This window comes from Maritimibacter fusiformis (assembly GCF_008086115.1).
Lineage (GTDB): Bacteria > Pseudomonadota > Alphaproteobacteria > Rhodobacterales > Rhodobacteraceae > Muriiphilus > Muriiphilus fusiformis.
In genome coordinates, this window is record NZ_VSIY01000005.1 from 151,249 (window position 1) to 165,817 (window position 14,569).

At 63.9% G+C, this 14,569-nt stretch carries 17 protein-coding genes and 1 pseudogene; 4 read left to right on the forward strand and 14 right to left on the reverse strand.

Annotated features, from left to right (window positions below; all coding sequences use genetic code 11):
* Positions 1-8 precede the first annotated feature (8 nt).
* Complete coding sequence (locus tag FVF75_RS08340) at positions 9-476, reverse strand: hypothetical protein (RefSeq protein ID WP_148377516.1); 468 nt, start codon at positions 474-476, stop codon at positions 9-11.
* A 125-nt stretch (positions 477-601) separates the two neighbouring features.
* Here FVF75_RS08340 and FVF75_RS08345 point away from each other — a divergent pair, with 125 nt between their 5' ends.
* On the forward strand, positions 602-1,012 hold the full coding sequence (locus tag FVF75_RS08345; protein WP_148377517.1) for a SufE family protein: 411 nt from the start codon (positions 602-604) through the stop codon (positions 1,010-1,012).
* On the opposite strand, the gene FVF75_RS08350 is transcribed toward FVF75_RS08345, so the two are convergent.
* Positions 1,009-1,818: a sulfite exporter TauE/SafE family protein gene (locus tag FVF75_RS08350; protein ID WP_148377518.1), complete on the reverse strand. Its 810-nt coding sequence runs from the start codon at positions 1,816-1,818 to the stop codon at positions 1,009-1,011. The genes FVF75_RS08345 and FVF75_RS08350 overlap by 4 nt on opposite strands.
* Before the next feature lie 162 nt (positions 1,819-1,980).
* On the opposite strand from FVF75_RS08350, the gene FVF75_RS08355 reads away from it, so the two are divergent.
* A complete protein-coding gene (locus FVF75_RS08355) occupies positions 1,981-3,171 on the forward strand; it encodes a multidrug effflux MFS transporter (protein ID WP_148377519.1) in 1,191 nt (396 codons plus the stop codon).
* A 14-nt stretch (positions 3,172-3,185) separates the two neighbouring features.
* Here the strand turns inward: FVF75_RS08355 and dusA are convergent, their stop codons facing one another.
* The 11 genes from dusA to FVF75_RS08405 all read right to left on the reverse strand — a co-directional run bounded on the left by dusA (position 3,186) and on the right by FVF75_RS08405 (position 10,641).
* On the reverse strand, positions 3,186-4,184 hold the full coding sequence (dusA, locus tag FVF75_RS08360) for a tRNA dihydrouridine(20/20a) synthase DusA (RefSeq protein ID WP_148377520.1): 999 nt from the start codon (positions 4,182-4,184) through the stop codon (positions 3,186-3,188).
* 348 nt (positions 4,185-4,532) lie between these two features.
* Positions 4,533-4,748, reverse strand: a complete 216-nt coding sequence (locus tag FVF75_RS17525) for a hypothetical protein (protein WP_187393018.1) — start codon at positions 4,746-4,748, stop codon at positions 4,533-4,535.
* Positions 4,749-4,785: 37 nt separating this feature from the next.
* Positions 4,786-5,010, reverse strand: a complete 225-nt coding sequence (locus FVF75_RS17530; RefSeq protein WP_187393019.1) for a hypothetical protein — start codon at positions 5,008-5,010, stop codon at positions 4,786-4,788.
* A gap of 74 nt (positions 5,011-5,084) precedes the next feature.
* Positions 5,085-5,501: a hypothetical protein gene (locus FVF75_RS08370; protein WP_148377521.1), complete on the reverse strand. Its 417-nt coding sequence runs from the start codon at positions 5,499-5,501 to the stop codon at positions 5,085-5,087.
* A 504-nt stretch (positions 5,502-6,005) separates the two neighbouring features.
* Positions 6,006-6,332: a hypothetical protein gene (locus tag FVF75_RS08375; protein ID WP_222861208.1), complete on the reverse strand. Its 327-nt coding sequence runs from the start codon at positions 6,330-6,332 to the stop codon at positions 6,006-6,008.
* A 197-nt stretch (positions 6,333-6,529) separates the two neighbouring features.
* Entirely contained in the window at positions 6,530-7,780 is a 1,251-nt protein-coding gene (locus tag FVF75_RS08380; RefSeq protein WP_148377523.1) for a site-specific integrase, read from the reverse strand.
* A 155-nt stretch (positions 7,781-7,935) separates the two neighbouring features.
* Positions 7,936-8,115, reverse strand: a complete 180-nt coding sequence (locus FVF75_RS08385; protein ID WP_148377524.1) for a hypothetical protein — start codon at positions 8,113-8,115, stop codon at positions 7,936-7,938.
* Positions 8,112-8,924: a site-specific integrase gene (locus FVF75_RS08390; protein ID WP_148377525.1), complete on the reverse strand. Its 813-nt coding sequence runs from the start codon at positions 8,922-8,924 to the stop codon at positions 8,112-8,114. Before FVF75_RS08390 ends, FVF75_RS08385 begins: the two co-directional genes overlap by 4 nt.
* Positions 8,925-9,028: 104 nt before the next feature.
* The gene (locus tag FVF75_RS08395) at positions 9,029-9,721 is read right to left on the reverse strand and encodes a hypothetical protein (protein WP_148377526.1); all 693 of its coding nucleotides are present in this window, start codon (positions 9,719-9,721) and stop codon (positions 9,029-9,031) included.
* Between the two features lie 28 nt (positions 9,722-9,749).
* Positions 9,750-9,980, reverse strand: coding sequence for a helix-turn-helix domain-containing protein (locus FVF75_RS08400; RefSeq protein WP_148377527.1), 231 nt, complete (start codon positions 9,978-9,980; stop codon positions 9,750-9,752).
* A 220-nt stretch (positions 9,981-10,200) separates the two neighbouring features.
* Positions 10,201-10,641, reverse strand: a complete 441-nt coding sequence (locus FVF75_RS08405; protein WP_148377528.1) for a very short patch repair endonuclease — start codon at positions 10,639-10,641, stop codon at positions 10,201-10,203.
* A 203-nt stretch (positions 10,642-10,844) separates the two neighbouring features.
* Here FVF75_RS08405 and FVF75_RS08410 point away from each other — a divergent pair.
* Positions 10,845-12,110: pseudogene (locus tag FVF75_RS08410) on the forward strand (DNA cytosine methyltransferase); the annotation flags it as partial.
* A 38-nt stretch (positions 12,111-12,148) separates the two neighbouring features.
* Here the strand turns inward: FVF75_RS08410 and FVF75_RS17835 are convergent.
* Positions 12,149-13,339 (reverse strand): metallophosphoesterase family protein, encoded by a 1,191-nt coding sequence (locus FVF75_RS17835; protein WP_187393020.1) that lies wholly within the window; start codon positions 13,337-13,339, stop codon positions 12,149-12,151.
* 153 nt (positions 13,340-13,492) lie between these two features.
* Here FVF75_RS17835 and FVF75_RS08420 point away from each other — a divergent pair, with 153 nt between their 5' ends.
* Positions 13,493-14,491: a helix-turn-helix transcriptional regulator gene (locus FVF75_RS08420; protein ID WP_148377530.1), complete on the forward strand. Its 999-nt coding sequence runs from the start codon at positions 13,493-13,495 to the stop codon at positions 14,489-14,491.
* The last annotated feature ends 78 nt before the right edge of the window (positions 14,492-14,569 follow it).

A 14,569-nucleotide genomic window follows, 5' to 3' on the forward strand; every position in this document is an offset into this window, starting at 1 on the left:
GGGGCGCCTCAGCGCCGGCCGGTCATGCTGTTGGTCTCGCCGGTCACGCGGATCGTGGTCACGTCACGCAGCTTGGCGTTCGAGATGAACTGGGCGACATGCACGGTGCGGGCATAGGGCGTTCCGTCCGGCTGGCGCCAGCGCGGCTCGGAGATACGGAACACGTAGCTCATCACGCCATTGACCGGCTCGCCATCGTTCTCCGCGACCAGTTCGGCATCCCAATACCCGACGCGCGGCGGCAACCCGGTGGCATAGACGATCACGCCCGCCGTGGTCTTTTCGAGCCTCAGCGCGGTGACCTGCTGCACCGGGATGCGGAAATCCCGACTGTCGGGATACCCGCCCTCGGGCGTGAGCGCGACCTCGTCGGGTCCACCCGACCCGAACCAGTTGAGCGGATTGAGGCTGAAGCCGCCCGAACAGGCCGACAAGCCGAGGACGAGGCTGAGTGCGATGAGAATCCGGGCCGTCATGATCTTCCCCCAAGGTTCTGACTTTGACTAGCCCATAGCGGCGAGTTTGAAAACCCGCATCGTGCGGGGGTCTGGACCTTTCGGAGCACTCACCCTAGGTGACAGGGACGAAAACGGAGAGGACCATGGCCACCGAAGCCTTTGAAGAACTTGCCGAGGATTTCGAGTTTCTCGACGATTGGGAAGACCGCTATGCGCATGTGATCGAACTGGGCAAGGCGATGCCACCGCTCGAGGACGCGCTCAAGGTGCCCGCGACCAAGGTCGACGGCTGCGCCAGCCAGGTCTGGCTCATGCCCGAGATCGAGAACGGCACCTTCCGGTTTCGCGGTGATTCCGACGCGCTGATCGTGCGCGGCATCGTGGCGGTGCTGACCAGGCTCTACAACGGCGTGCCGGTGGACGAGGTGCCGAAAATCGACGCGGCAGCCGAGCTTGGGCGGCTGGGGCTGCACGAGCACCTGTCGGCGCAACGCTCCAACGGCCTGCGCGCGATGGTGGAGCGGATCAACAAGCTGGCGCTCGAGGCGGTCTAACCCAGAACCACCTTGCGCAGCATGTTGAGCGCGACCAGCGTGAGAAACCCGCCAAACGCCCGTTTCAGCGGCTTGGGGTCAAGCGCATGCGCCAGCCTTACCCCCAGCGGCGCAGTGATCAGCGTCATCGCGATGACGACCGCGAAGGCCGGCAGGTTGACCGCGCCGATGGTATAGGGCGGCGCGGTCTCGACCGGCAGCATCAGGAACCCGATCACCGAGGGCACAGCGATGATCACGCCGAACCCCGCCGCCGTGGCCACCGCGCGGTGGATCGGCACCGAATGCAGCGTCATGATCGGCACCCCGAAACTGCCGCCGCCGATCCCCATCAGCACCGACAGGAACCCGACCGCGGGCGACATGAGCGCGCGCTTGATCCCGCCGGGCATCGCGTCGGCCAGCCGCCAGTCACTGCGCCCGACCAGCAGGTAAAGCCCGACCAGCAGCGCCAGCGCGCCAAAGATCGCCTGCAGCACCGACGAGCGCAACGAGGCCGCCACCAGCACACCGATGGCCGCGCCGATCACGATTCCCGGCGCCCAGGTTTTCAGAATGCCCCAGTCGACCGCCCCCTTGCGATGATGCGACAGGACCGAGCGCACCGAGGTCACGATGATCGTGGCCAGCGACGTGGCCAGGCAGACCTGCATGAGCTGGTCTGACCCGAACCCGAGCGCGGTGAAGGCATAGAAAAACGCCGGCACCAGGATGATCCCGCCGCCGACCCCCAGAAGCCCCGCGACCACCCCCGCGAAGGCGCCGATGCCCGCCAGCATCAGGCCCATCCAGATCAGCATCGTCATGTCCAAGCCCCTGCCCTCCCGGCGCGTGTCGGCCTCGAATAGCGCAGGCCCCGGCGCTTGACCAGACGGACTAGCCAAGGACACGCGCCCGGTTTATAGCGTCGGGCGTGGCCGATGCGAACAGGGCCGCGTCCAGGTCAACACCAGCAGCCGGATATGCCGATGCCGCCGTCGCTCTTGCGAACTGCCGTGATCCTTGCCCTTCTGTCGATGGTGGGCCCGTTCGCGATCGACATGTTCCTGCCCGCGATGCCGCAGATCGCGGCGGATTTCGCGGTGCCCGAGACTGCGGTGCAGAACACCATCACCTTCTATTTCCTCGCCTTCGGCGTGGCGCAACTTATCTATGGTCCCTGGGCCGACATGGCCGGGCGCAAGCGGCCGATCTATGTCGGGCTGATCATCTTCGCCATCGGCTCGGCCGCGGCCAGCGTGGCCGGCAGCATCGAGACGCTCATCGCCGCGCGTTTCGTGCAGGGGCTGGGCGGGGCGGCGGTGATGGTGGTGCCGCGCGCGATCATCCGCGACATGTATACCGGGCCCGAGGCGACGCGGCTGATGGCGCTGATCATGCTGGTGATCTCGGTCTCGCCGATGCTGGCACCGCTCGCCGGCGCGGGCGTGGTGGCGCTGGGCGGCTGGCGCGCGGTGTTCGCGGTCCTGACAGGCGCTGCGCTCCTTTGCCTGTCGCTGGCGGCGCTGGCCCAGCCCGAGACGCTGCACCCCGACAAGCGCGTGCCGGTCAACCTGCGCGCGCTCATGGCCGGGGCCAGGGTGCTGTTTCGCGCGCCGGTCTTTCTTGGCCTGACCTTCATCGGCGCCTTCGGGATGGCCAGTTTCTTTGTCTTCATCAGCTTCGCCCCGTTCGTCTATGTCGAGGAGTTCGGCCTCACCCCGACCGGCTTTTCGCTCTATTTCGCGGTGAACGCGCTGGGGTTTTTCGGCGCCTCGCAACTCGCCGGTCCTCTCAGCACGCGGTTCGGACCGCAAAGGGTCATGCTCTGGGGCACGATCGGCTTCGCCGGCTTCACCGGCCTGCTGCTGGTTTTCGCCTTCGCCGGGTTGGCGGGACTCGCGGTGATCACCGCGTGTCTCTTTTTCGGCAATGCCTTCATGGGGTTGGTCATTCCGACGTCGATGGTGATCGCGCTCGACGATCACGGCGACATCGCCGGGCTGGCCTCATCTCTGGGCGGCACGCTGCAGATGCTGGTCGGCGGGGTGATGGTGGTGATCGCCGGGCCGTTCTTTGATGGGACCGCCCAGCCGATGATCGCGATGATCGCGATCTGCGCCTGGGTCGCGCTGGGCCTGGCGTTGATCACCCTGCGCCGGGTGCCGTCGCCCGCCTGACCGGAAGCGCTTCGTCAGGCGAGAACCCTCAGCGCCTCCTCCAGCAGCCGGAAATCCGCGCCGGGCCGGTGCGCCCCTTCGGACAGCACCCGCTTCCAGTGCCGCGCGCCGGGTTGCCCCGCGAACAGCCCCAGCATATGCTGGGTGATCTGGGCCAGCTTGCCGCCCGAGGCCAGATGCGCCGCGATATAGGGCTCCATCGCCAGCACCACCGCGCGCGGATCGCTCACTGGGTCGGGCACGCCGAAAATCTCGCTGTCGGTCCGCATCAGGATCTCGGCGGGCTTGTGATAGGCCGCGCGCCCCACCATCACCCCGTCCATCCCGGCGGCGAGATGTGCGCGGGCTTCATCAAGCGAGCCGATACCGCCGTTCACTGACAGGTGCAGGTCGGGAAACTCCGCCTTCATCCGGTAGACCAACGGGTAGTCGAGCGGCGGCACCTCGCGGTTTTCCTTGGGGCTGAGCCCCTTGAGCCAGGCCTTGCGCGCATGGATCGCCACCCGGCGCACCCCAGCGGCACGGATCGTGTCGAGAAACGCGGGCAACACCGCCTCCGGCTCCTGATCGTCCACCCCGATCCGGCATTTCACCGTGACCTCGGTGCCGCCCGCTGCCTCGATCATCGCGCGCACGCAGTCCGCGACCAGTTCAGGCGATTTCATCAGGACCGCGCCGAAGGTGCCCGATTGCACCCGGTCCGAGGGACAGCCGACGTTGAGATTGACCTCGTCATAGCCGCGCGCCACGCAGATCCGCGTCGCCTCGGCCAGCTCCGCCGGGTCGGACCCGCCCAGTTGCACCGCCACCGGGTGCTCCTCGGGCGCGAAGTCGAGCAGATGCACGGCACCCCCCCGCACCAGCGCCGGCGCCGTGACCATCTCGGTATAGAGCAACGCCTCGCGGCTCATCAACCGGTGCAGATAGCGACAGTGCCGGTCGGTCCAATCCATCATGGGTGCCACGGAAAGCCGCGAAAAACCGCAAGTATATGATTTTGCTTCACTAATCATCTCTCACCCGTCAACTTCTCAGCTTCAAAACCACTCCATTCCGGCGGGTTATGCCTTATCTTGCCGGGTTTCGCGAGCCGTGTTGCTACGGCGTAGCAACTCACGACGCCACCCGTCCAAGCGGTCGAGAGGCCCTCCAGCGCCGTCAGAGCGTCCCGATTTCCGGGGTTCTGACCTCGGACCAACCTTCTGTCTACAATCGACCAAGGAAGTCCAACCATGACCGCAAACATCATCCAGTTCCCCGGCAAGCGAGTGGCCGCACCGCTCCCCGCTCCTCAAAATGAAAAAGTGCGTGATGACAGTGCACCGACGAAGAACCCGCCGAGGGGGGGTTCGAAGGCGCGATCAGATGGTCGCCGCATGAACAACCCCAAATCTCGCAGTGTCGAACCCAACATTCAAGAGATTCCTGGCGCGAATGGCGGATGCTCCTATCGCGCCCAGATCCGCAAGACCGTTCAGGGGGAAAGCGTCAGCTTCACCAAGACCTTCTCCAAGCTTGCCATGGCGAGGAAATGGAAGAAGCGGAAGCTTGCCGAAATCGAGCTCGATGGCGTTCAAACGGTTTCAAAAAAGGGTGATACGGTAGCCGATGCGATCACAGCTCCCGTTCCAGAACGGCCGACAGAAGGTCGATATCCGTGTCGTCGTGGCGCGAGAGGCCTGCGCTGGCGCGCATCGTCTCCAGGGTGCGGCGCAGGGTGCCGCGCTCGATCGCGTCGACGGAGACCTCGTTGGTCGGGAAGTTCTCGATGAAGCCTCGGGTCGTCCCGATCAGCAGGGAACACAGCTCATCGAGGGGCATCTGGTAATAGGTCTGCATGTCTTCCTCCAGAAGAGTCGGTCGCGGCTGAATTGCCACGCCTTCAAGCAGTCGGCCCTCGCGGGCCGACCGGTTCATGCAGCCGAGAGGTCGAAGATCTCGGGCAGGATGACATCGCACCCGGGATCCAGATCGGAGATCGCGACGAGGAGGTCGTAGAGATGATCGGCCTCGAGGCAGATCTCCTCAACACGAGGATCGAGCGGGTCGATCATAGCGAAGCGGGCGGTTTCCTCGGTCTCCGGCTCCCCGACGAGATCGAGGGAGACGAGCCGATGCAGCCAGACCAGCTCCTGCCGGAGCGACCTCGTAAGAGACCGGCTCTCGGATATTTGCGACATTAGCCGAAGGCAGCGACGGTGCGCGGCTGGACCGCCGAGCAGTGCGGCGGCGTTGAGCATCGCCGACCCATGCTTGTTGAACAAAGCGGCCGCGATAAGTGCGGAAAGATCACGGCACTGGATGACAGATTCGGCGGGGGCGTTGAACATAAGGGGCTCCTGTGGAAGTCGACGCCGTTCGTGGCAGTCAAGACCCCGAGAAATCTCCTTTCCGTATCGGGGTGATTGGCCGGCGCTTCCGTAGCAGCAGGAGGAGTTGCCGCCGGCGTGGTTGACTTCGTCGATCGCGAGGCGCCGTGTTTCCGCTGCCGCGCTCTCGTCACGAGGAGCGCGGCAAACGGAATGACGGCGTCCATCCCTTCTCTTCGCCGCTGTGTTGAAGCGGTTCCGAACGTGGAATTGTGAAATTCGCAATCTTGGTCCGGATGTTGCGGCACGGTGCGGCAGGGGATGGAAAATGTTGAGAATGGCAACATTCCACCGAATGCGGGTGAAAAGGACCCGTCTTCAATTGAACCGGAAAAATGCAGATATCACGGTGTTTTGCGGCGGTGAGCGGCGGCGAACCTACAACTGCCGGTCAGAGGCCAGCATCATCATGTCCGCATGTCGATGGCCACTCGGTAGCCTCGACCGAGGCTGTGTTCATGGCGTCTACCACCCTCGAGATTGCCGCGAGGCGCTGGTGAGCGGACAGCGTGCGCCCTTCACCCTGAACGAAATCGACCAGACGTCTCGCCCCTCCGGCTTCAGCGTCCACCCCAACGCCTGCAAGGATCTCTCGGCCGTCGCCCGCAGTTTTCGACGTGTCTGCCGCTCCGTGACATGCGGCACGACATACGCGATCTCGTGGTCTTCGCAGCCGTGATGCCGCTGAATCTCGAGGCGGACGAGAATGCCGGGAGTCCGGGCCGCGAGCCAGATGGCCACTGCGAGCGCGTCCGCTTCGAGCTGCTTCCCCGCCGCCCGGGTCCTTTCCATGGCAGCAAGCGTTTCGGGAGACCTCGGAGGGTAATCGTGCATCAGTTCATCCCTGATTTTTCATGCCTGGTTCCCGGTGACAGGGTCGCCCGGACGGAACCGGCAACGCACGCCGTCCTTTCGATGTCCCTTTCGGGTTCTCCTTCGCAGGCGACACTTTCGGGCCCCCGCTGGCCAGACCTTCCCGCGACACGCCACTACAGGCGCAAGGTCGTGGGGGCCGACCTCAGTCCGGCGATGTGTGCGCCATGCTCGCGTGCGGCTCTCATCCCCTGCGCGTGATCGTAGCTGTCCATGGTCGTGGCGGCGCTCTTGTGCCCCAGCAGTGCAGGCGCCAGGTATCCCCCGCTCTGAATCTCCTCGGAGGCTTCGGTTGCGACGTTGTCCCGGACGCGGTGGATGCCCACGCGCACGCCGAGATGCTTGCAGGTCAGATCGCCGACCAGACGGCCGAGTTGCGGCGAGGTGATGGCCGCCCCCATGTCGACCATGCTCGGAAAGAGTGCCGGCCCGTCATCGAAGAGCGGCCGGAAACTCCGCTGGTAGTCGTCGAGAGCCGACCACAGCACGGGGTTGATCAAGACCTTGTCATAGCCCGCGAACCGCTTCTTCGCCTCACGCATTTTCAGCATGCGCCCGGGCAGCACGACATGGACGTAGGGTTTCTCGAGGAGCACGACGGTCGTGCCGAAGGCGAGGTGCGAAAGGGCCCGTGCCCGCTGCGGCAGGGCTGCGGCAAAGGACAACAGCAGGCCGTTGCGGAAGTCGCGTGCGACATGCAGACCGCGAGGGCCATTCTCCCGTGCAGCGTCCATGAGATCGACGCCGAGATCGAAAATCGTCGATGCGCCGACGATCTGCGCGCCGGTCTTCGTCGGTCGGCCGGCGACCTTGGCGAGGGCATCATGCCGCGCGATGACATGCTCACATCCCGTGCTATGGAAGCTTGGATCCGCTACGACGCGGAAGCCGGAGAGGATGCGCGACAGATAGTCGGCCACGCTCCGATCCGAGACGCCGTCAGCCCTCAGGTCGGTCGCGTAGATGTGGAACGAGGTACCTGTTGGCCGCAGCTCTTGACCGAGAACGGCCGACGCGCGACACCATCGCGCCAGGGCATGCGCCACAGACTGAACATGGTTCGCGCTCCATTTCTCCGAGTTCGGTCCAGGTTCACTGATCAGTTTCGCGACGAGCTTCCCTTGCCATTCCTGCGGTAGGGACGAGATGGCGTTCCGGGCCCGCTCGTCGATAGACTTCGCCGCCACCTTCGGGGTGCAACGGCTCTGCCGCAGAATCTTTCCGATCATACCGGCGATTGGAGCGCCCCAGAGGAGAGGGGCGCCGATCTGGATGTAGGCGAGCTCGGCAGCCGCGTATTGCTCGCCGAGACGCGCGCAGAGCGCCTCCAGATAGCCGGATACCTCCGTGTGGTCGGGCGCGGGCATGGGCCAGGCCACGTGGCCGCGCCATTTCGCAAAGCCATGCACCGAGCGGAGAACGGGCGTAGGATCGACGCACGGTCGGTCCCAGCCGAAGGCCTCGCGGAATTCCTCGGGAGAGCTCGGTCCAGAGCCTGCCTCGTTATGGCGCCGAGTGCACATCAGAATGCCCTCCGTCGGGTTCCGTCAGCGGGCCGCTCCAGTGCTGCAGCCTCGAGGTATCTGCCCCATTCTTCCAGAATGGCGTCCTTGGCGACCCAGGAATAGTGTTCTTTGATGGCAGCCTGAAGATGGTTGGGCAATTGACCCGCCTTCGGGCTCTCGTTGTACTGGTGTTTCATCCTGTTTTCCTTTTCTCCTTGGTTTTTTCGGGCTGCCGGGACTTCTGGTCGGCGAGGTATTTGCTCCACCTGTCGAGTGCGAGGTCCTCGTCGATCTCGGCGTAGTGCGCGAGCGTCGTCTCGAGCCGCTTGTGACCGAGCAGACGCTGGACATCGGGCAGCCGATCCGGATCTTCCCTGAGCCATAGCCAGCCAAGGAAATGCCGGTAGAGATGCGGGTTGATCTTGACGCCCACGATCCGTTTCGTGTGCCGGACGAGACGCTCGAGCAAGCCGGCATAGGGTTGCCCTGGCTCGCCCCCTTCTCCCTGTGACGGGAAAAGGAATGGATTTTCGTCGTCTCCTGCTCGCAGAGCCTTCGGCCGGACCTTCTCGATGAACGATTTCAACCTGGCCGAAGCATGCTCATCGAGCGGTATATGCAGATCCGGATCATCGCTGTCGCGACCCTTCACCTGCACATTCGGAACAATGATGCGCGCCGTTCCACCCGCCCAGGAAATCCATGACAGACGAATACCGGTGATGTTGGCCCGCCGCGGTGCCCGCGCCAGGAGAATGTCGCTGGCGATGGCGCACATGACGTCCCGGGCCTCTTCAGGGCCGAGCAGGTCCATTCTCGTCTTGCCGCGGCATTTCCGTTTCCGTTTGTCGATGATCGAGTTGACCTCGTCGGTCAGGATGTCGCTCAGATCGATCAGCCTTTGCTGGCGGTCACCGATGATCTGCCGCAGCCGGGCCTTGTTACGACGCGAGATGCCCGTCTCGCCGATCGCATGTTCCTTGATATGCCCGGCGATGGCGTTCACGTCGTCGGCGCTTCGACCGATGTAGTCCCGCGCCAGCTTCTTCAGTGTCTTCCCGACCGACTCGGCATAGCTGCTCGGGAATTCGTCGTCGGAGTTCCCGGAACTCAGCGCATCGAGAACGTTCTCGATGACATCCGGATCCGTATAACCGCGAGACGGTGCAGATAGTATTCGTGGAGGACCTCTGTGGAGATTTCTCCAGGTGAAATTTCCCGCTTGTAGAGGAAATGGAAGAACGTCCCCGAGATCAGTTTCAGGTCATCTGGGCAATCGGACTCCGACAGCACATCGTAGATTTCGCGATAGATGCCGGTCACGTCCCGAATTCCGGACGGCCGATTTCGACCGCCATGAGAGTGAATAGCCGCCAGGATGTCGGATTTGTAGGTGCCGAAGCTGTTTTCGGTCAGGTCGAGGGTTGCAGCCGACCAGCTGGACAATTTCTCGACCGCGCGTCGGCGATCCACGATTTCGATTTCGGCCACCCAGCCCGCGGCCTTCAGAAATGCTTTGAGGCGGGAGATGAACACACGGTTGCGGCTGTCGGATTTCTCATCCCCTGTCGGGCACGACAGGTCGCTCATCAGGCGCGAATAGGTCATCTGACCCGCCGGCGTCGGCAAATGGATACCCATGACCTCGCCGAGCGCATCGAGAGTTTTCCTGTCCGACCGGATTCCGGGGATCTCGAGAATATCCTGCACAGCCCGCGGGTTCAGACCCGCCTGCAGGGCGAGCGCTCGCTTGCTGCTCCCGGACGCCCCGAGATACTCCCGGATTTGATCTTGAACCGTCATGTCTTCACTCCCGTGTCTGGCTCGGGGCTCACTCGAGATCGAGATCCGCCCTCCGCACGGGGCGGATCCGATGCTCGAAGAGCGCCAGCCAATCGGGGTGCACGAGCCAGCTCTTGCCAGGTTTCGTGGCTTCCAGATGTACGGTCCCGCGTTCGGTCGGACACCCGTACACGATCCAATCCCGGATTGTCCGAGGGTGACGACGAAGCCGCGTCGCGACTTCTTTCGTTGTCAGGTATTTCTCTACGACTTCAGGCATCACGGCCTCCTCATTGCAACAAGGAGGACCTACGCCCCGGCAGGACGGCACCAAAACGCGGACGCAGACTTTTCTGGCAGCTCGGTGAAAAACCGGTGATGAACGGCAGGAAGCAATCTGCTAATTTTGCGATTTCCGGTGAAGGTTAGCCCGATTAGCAGCAATAACCATGCGTAGGTGCGTGCGCTATCATCCCATGGCGAGCACCGTTGAATGCCTCTCAACCGAACTCGCGATGCCGCCTGCCACTTTGAATGAAATCGATGACTTCTTCGATCAATGCTTGGTCCGCTTGCTTTCCGATAGCGCATTCCCAGACAATCGCAGTTCGCCAGCCCAATTGGTGAAGCTCCTCCAGGGTACGAGAGTCACGAGCCACATTCGCGGAGAACTTCCCGCTCCAAAACTCCACATTGCTGGAAGGCATCGTGGCGTTGGGGCATCCTGCATGTCTATGCCAGTAGCATCCATGTACTTGAACTGCGACATTCCACTTGCGAAGAACTATGTCCGGAGACCCCGGCAATGATCGAACGTTCACACGATAGCGATATCCGGCGGCATGGAGCGCCTTCCTGAGAAGCATCTCGGGCTTGGTGTTCTTGCCGCGGATGCCAGACATCATCCGCGAGCGCGTCTTCTTGTCGACGATGTCTGTCATGACAGTGATATGGCTCCAGATGGTAGATTTTCGACCTGTTTCCCGACGGCAAACCTGGTAGAACACCTCGAGTCCGGAGGTGTGGTTTGGCGAAGAAATATGCAATCATCGATCTTTTTGCCGGGCCCGGAGGGCTGGGAGAAGGCTTTTCGCGTGCTGGTCAGAAAGCCGAGGCGAAAGCGCGCATCCACTTGTCGGTCGAGATGGAGCCCCATGCGGTTCAGACGTTGCGCCTTCGGTCGTTCCTTCGCAGTTTTGAGACTTTCCCTCGAGAGTATCATGATGCGCTCAATGCAGGCCGTGGTCTGCCAGACTGGACAGAGCTGTATCCGTCAAACTGGCAGCAAGCCAACGCTGAGGTGAGACAACGGGTGCTCGGCCAAGAGGGCGTTTTCGAGGAGCTTGCCGTCGAGTTGGACAGAGCGCGCGAGACCCATCACGGCGATACGATCCTGATCGGCGGCCCCCCATGCCAAGCCTATTCCCTCGCAGGGCGTTCCAGAAACAAGGGCAAGCAGGGATACGTGCCGGAGGATGACGACCGGCACTATCTCTATCGGGAATACGTGCGGATCCTGAACCGCCTCGAACCAAGCGTGTTCATCATGGAGAACGTCAAGGGAATGCTGTCGTCAAGGGTCGATGGCGGCGGCATCTTCAGTCGGGTGCTCGATGACCTCGAAGCCGCCGGCGAACATGGGTATCGCCTCTTGCCTCTTGCAACGACGCCGCCTGCCGACGGTGAAAGAGCGGATGGCCGCGATTTCCTGATCCGGGCAGAGCAACACGGCGTCCCGCAGGCTCGGCATCGCGTGATCGTGCTCGGGATCCGCAATGACATTCCGATCCCCGCAATCGATGCTCCGCTGCTCGGTGAACCACAGGCCCCCGTCACTGTTTCCGAAGCCATCGATGACCTCTGGCGCCTTCGCAGCGGCTTGAGTCGCAAAGACAGCGCGTCGGCCTGGCATGAGTCCGTGCGCGAACAAGCCGAGCGGATCGCGCGCGACAAGGCCATAGAACCCGATGTCCGCCACATCGCGCGTGATGTCGCAAAGGCAAACTCCCGGCCCGAGCTTCGGACAGCGCGCACGAGAGGTAACGGCGAATTCCTTCCGAACCACCTTCGCGACTGGCTAATGGACGACACGCTCGCCGTGACGCTTCACCACGAGACCCGGGGGCACATCCCCGCAGACTTGGGCCGATATCTGTTCTCGGCGGCGTATTCCCGCGTTCATGACCGGGCGCCGAAGCTCTCGCAGTTTCCAGAATTCCTGCAGCCCGAGCATCGAAACCGCGGCTCGGGAGACTTCGCGGACCGCTTCCGGACCCAGGTCGCGACGCGTCCATCGACGACAGTGACGAGCCATATATCCAAGGACGGGCACTATTTCATCCATCCTGACCCTGGCCAATGCCGCTCTCTCACCGTGCGAGAGGCTGCTCGGCTTCAGACCTTTCCCGACAACTACTTCTTCTGCGGTCCGCGGACCATGCAGTATCATCAGGTTGGGAACGCTGTGCCGAGGCGCAGCTCCATCGTCTCCACGCCCGCTTCGATCAGCTCATCCAGCCGGTCGTCGTCCAGCACATCGCGGATTTCGGGCGGGAGGGCGGCGCGAAGTTCGGCCATTTGCGCCTGCACCTCGTCGCGGAAGCCCGGCGTGGCGGCGTCGGCCCGCATCAGCGGGGACATGTCCTCGGCCGCCTCCGCGTCCGGTGCGCGGCCGACCGGGCGGAGCCTCACGCGGTCGACGAAGACGCCCGCCATGGCCTCCGCCGCCTCGCGCGCCTGCGCCTCCAGCATGCGCGGATCGCCCAGTTCGGCAGGGCTGCCCGCCGCCTCCAGCCGGGCCGCGATCATCACATCGCCCTCCGCCACCGCCTCGAGCGCCGCGCGCAGCCGCGCATCGCGCCCGGCCTGGTTCGCGACGCCCGCGAAGTCCACCGGCACACGGGCGAACCGCAGCAGTTCCAGCGGCACCTCACGCGCACGCACGCCGGCCAAGTCGACCTCCACCAGCGTGGCCGACCCGCCCTCCGTCTCGCGGATGCTGCGGCCCTGGGGGATGCCCGGCATGACGACGAGCTTACCCTCGGCTTCGTGCACCGCGCGCTTGTGAATGTGGCCGAGCGCCCAGTAGTCGAAGCCGTGGCCGACCAAGTCCACCAGCGCGCAGGGCGCGTAGGGGTCGTGGCCCGGCGCACCGTCGAGAGAGGTGTGCATCAGCCCGATATTCCAGCGCCCCGGTTCGGGACGCGGGTAGCGCGGCAGCAAGCTTTCGGCCATGTGCGCGGCGGTGAAGCCCATGCCGTGCACTGACGCTTCGCCGACGCGGAAAGTGGGTGAATCCGGCGTTAGCACCGTCAGCGCGTCGGAGACGGGACCGTAGCGGTCGAGGTCGAGCAGCGCGTCGTGGTTGCCCTGGATCAGCACGGCCGGAATGCTGGCGCGGGCCAAGCGCGCGAGTTCCGCGGCCAGCGCGGCCCGGCTCGCCACGTCGCCAACGCCGCTGTCGAAGGTGTCCCCAGCGAAGAGCACGGCATCCACGCCTTCGGCCACGGCCACATCGACGAGCCGCGCCAGCACCTGCCGCGACGCCGCACGCAGGCCCTCGCCCATGGCGCTGTCGCGCGCCGCCTGCGTCCTGAGTGGCGAGTCGAGATGGAGGTCCGCCACGTGTAGGAACTTCATGCCTTTATCCTTTCGTTTCGCGGCTCCGACACGCATTCGGGCACTCTCCGTGTGAATTTCAATGCCGTCTGCCCGCGGCGAGCCAACGATTCGTTGACAGGTTCATCGAAACAGAAAAGGATGTCAAAATCTGTCACCCACCCGGAACTGCCGATGTCCTACACCAAGGCCGCCGATCTGCTTCGCCTCGCCGACATGGCCACCGCACGTTTCGACGGCGTGTCCCTGCAGGAGATCACCGAGGAATTCGGATGCGACCACCGCACGGCGCAGCGCATGGCCCGCGCCTTCGAAGCTGCCTTTCCGCAGGTCGAGGTGAAGGACGACGAGGATCGCCGCCGACGCTGGCGCCTCCCTCGATCCGACCCGCGCTGGCTCCAAGCGCAAGGGCTCCGCGACAGCGAACTCGCCGCACTCGACATGGCGGCCCAGCGCGCCGAGCGCGATGGCGCGCCGGACGAGGCCAAGCACCTCTGCGCTCTTCGGGACCGGTTGCTCGCCGCAATGCCATCTTCTCTGGCTCGCCGGACCGAGGCCGACGCCGAGGCATTGCTCGAAGCGCAGGGGTTCGCTTCACGCCCGGGGCCTCGCATCGTAGCGGACGCGAGTCTGCTCGGCGTGTTGACCGAGGCGATGCGCGCGCCTTGGAGGCTCAGGGTCTCTTACCGTGGTGCACGGGACGACCGGCCGAGGGAACGGCTCATCGAGCCCCACGGACTTCTTCTGGGCACCCGCCGCTATCTCGTGGCGCGCCCCGCGGACGGTGATGGCACGATGCGCCGCTTCCGCCTCGATCGGATCGAGACTGCAGAGATCGCAGCAGAGAGCTTCCGTCGCGATCTCGACTTCGATCTCGCCGCATATGCCTCCCGCGCCTTCGGGCCCTATTACGTTGACGACGAATACGGCCCCGTTACTTGGCGTTTCTCCCCGGATGCGACAGCGACGGCTCGGCAGTTTGTCTTCCATCCCGACCAATCGATGACCGAAGAGCCAGACGGCTCTCTAATCGTTCGATTTGAGGCCTCCGGGCACTTAGAAATGGCTTGGCATCTTTACATGTGGGGTAACCGGGTAGAGGTCTTGGAACCTGCGACCTTGCGGGAAATGGTGCACCACCACCGGCGTGCGGATTTCCCAGTTTTGCCTTGACCCGACTTTCCTGCACCATGATTCAACGAACAGAAATCAAATGCCCTCGGCGCAACCAAAGACGATGCCAGCCAGTCG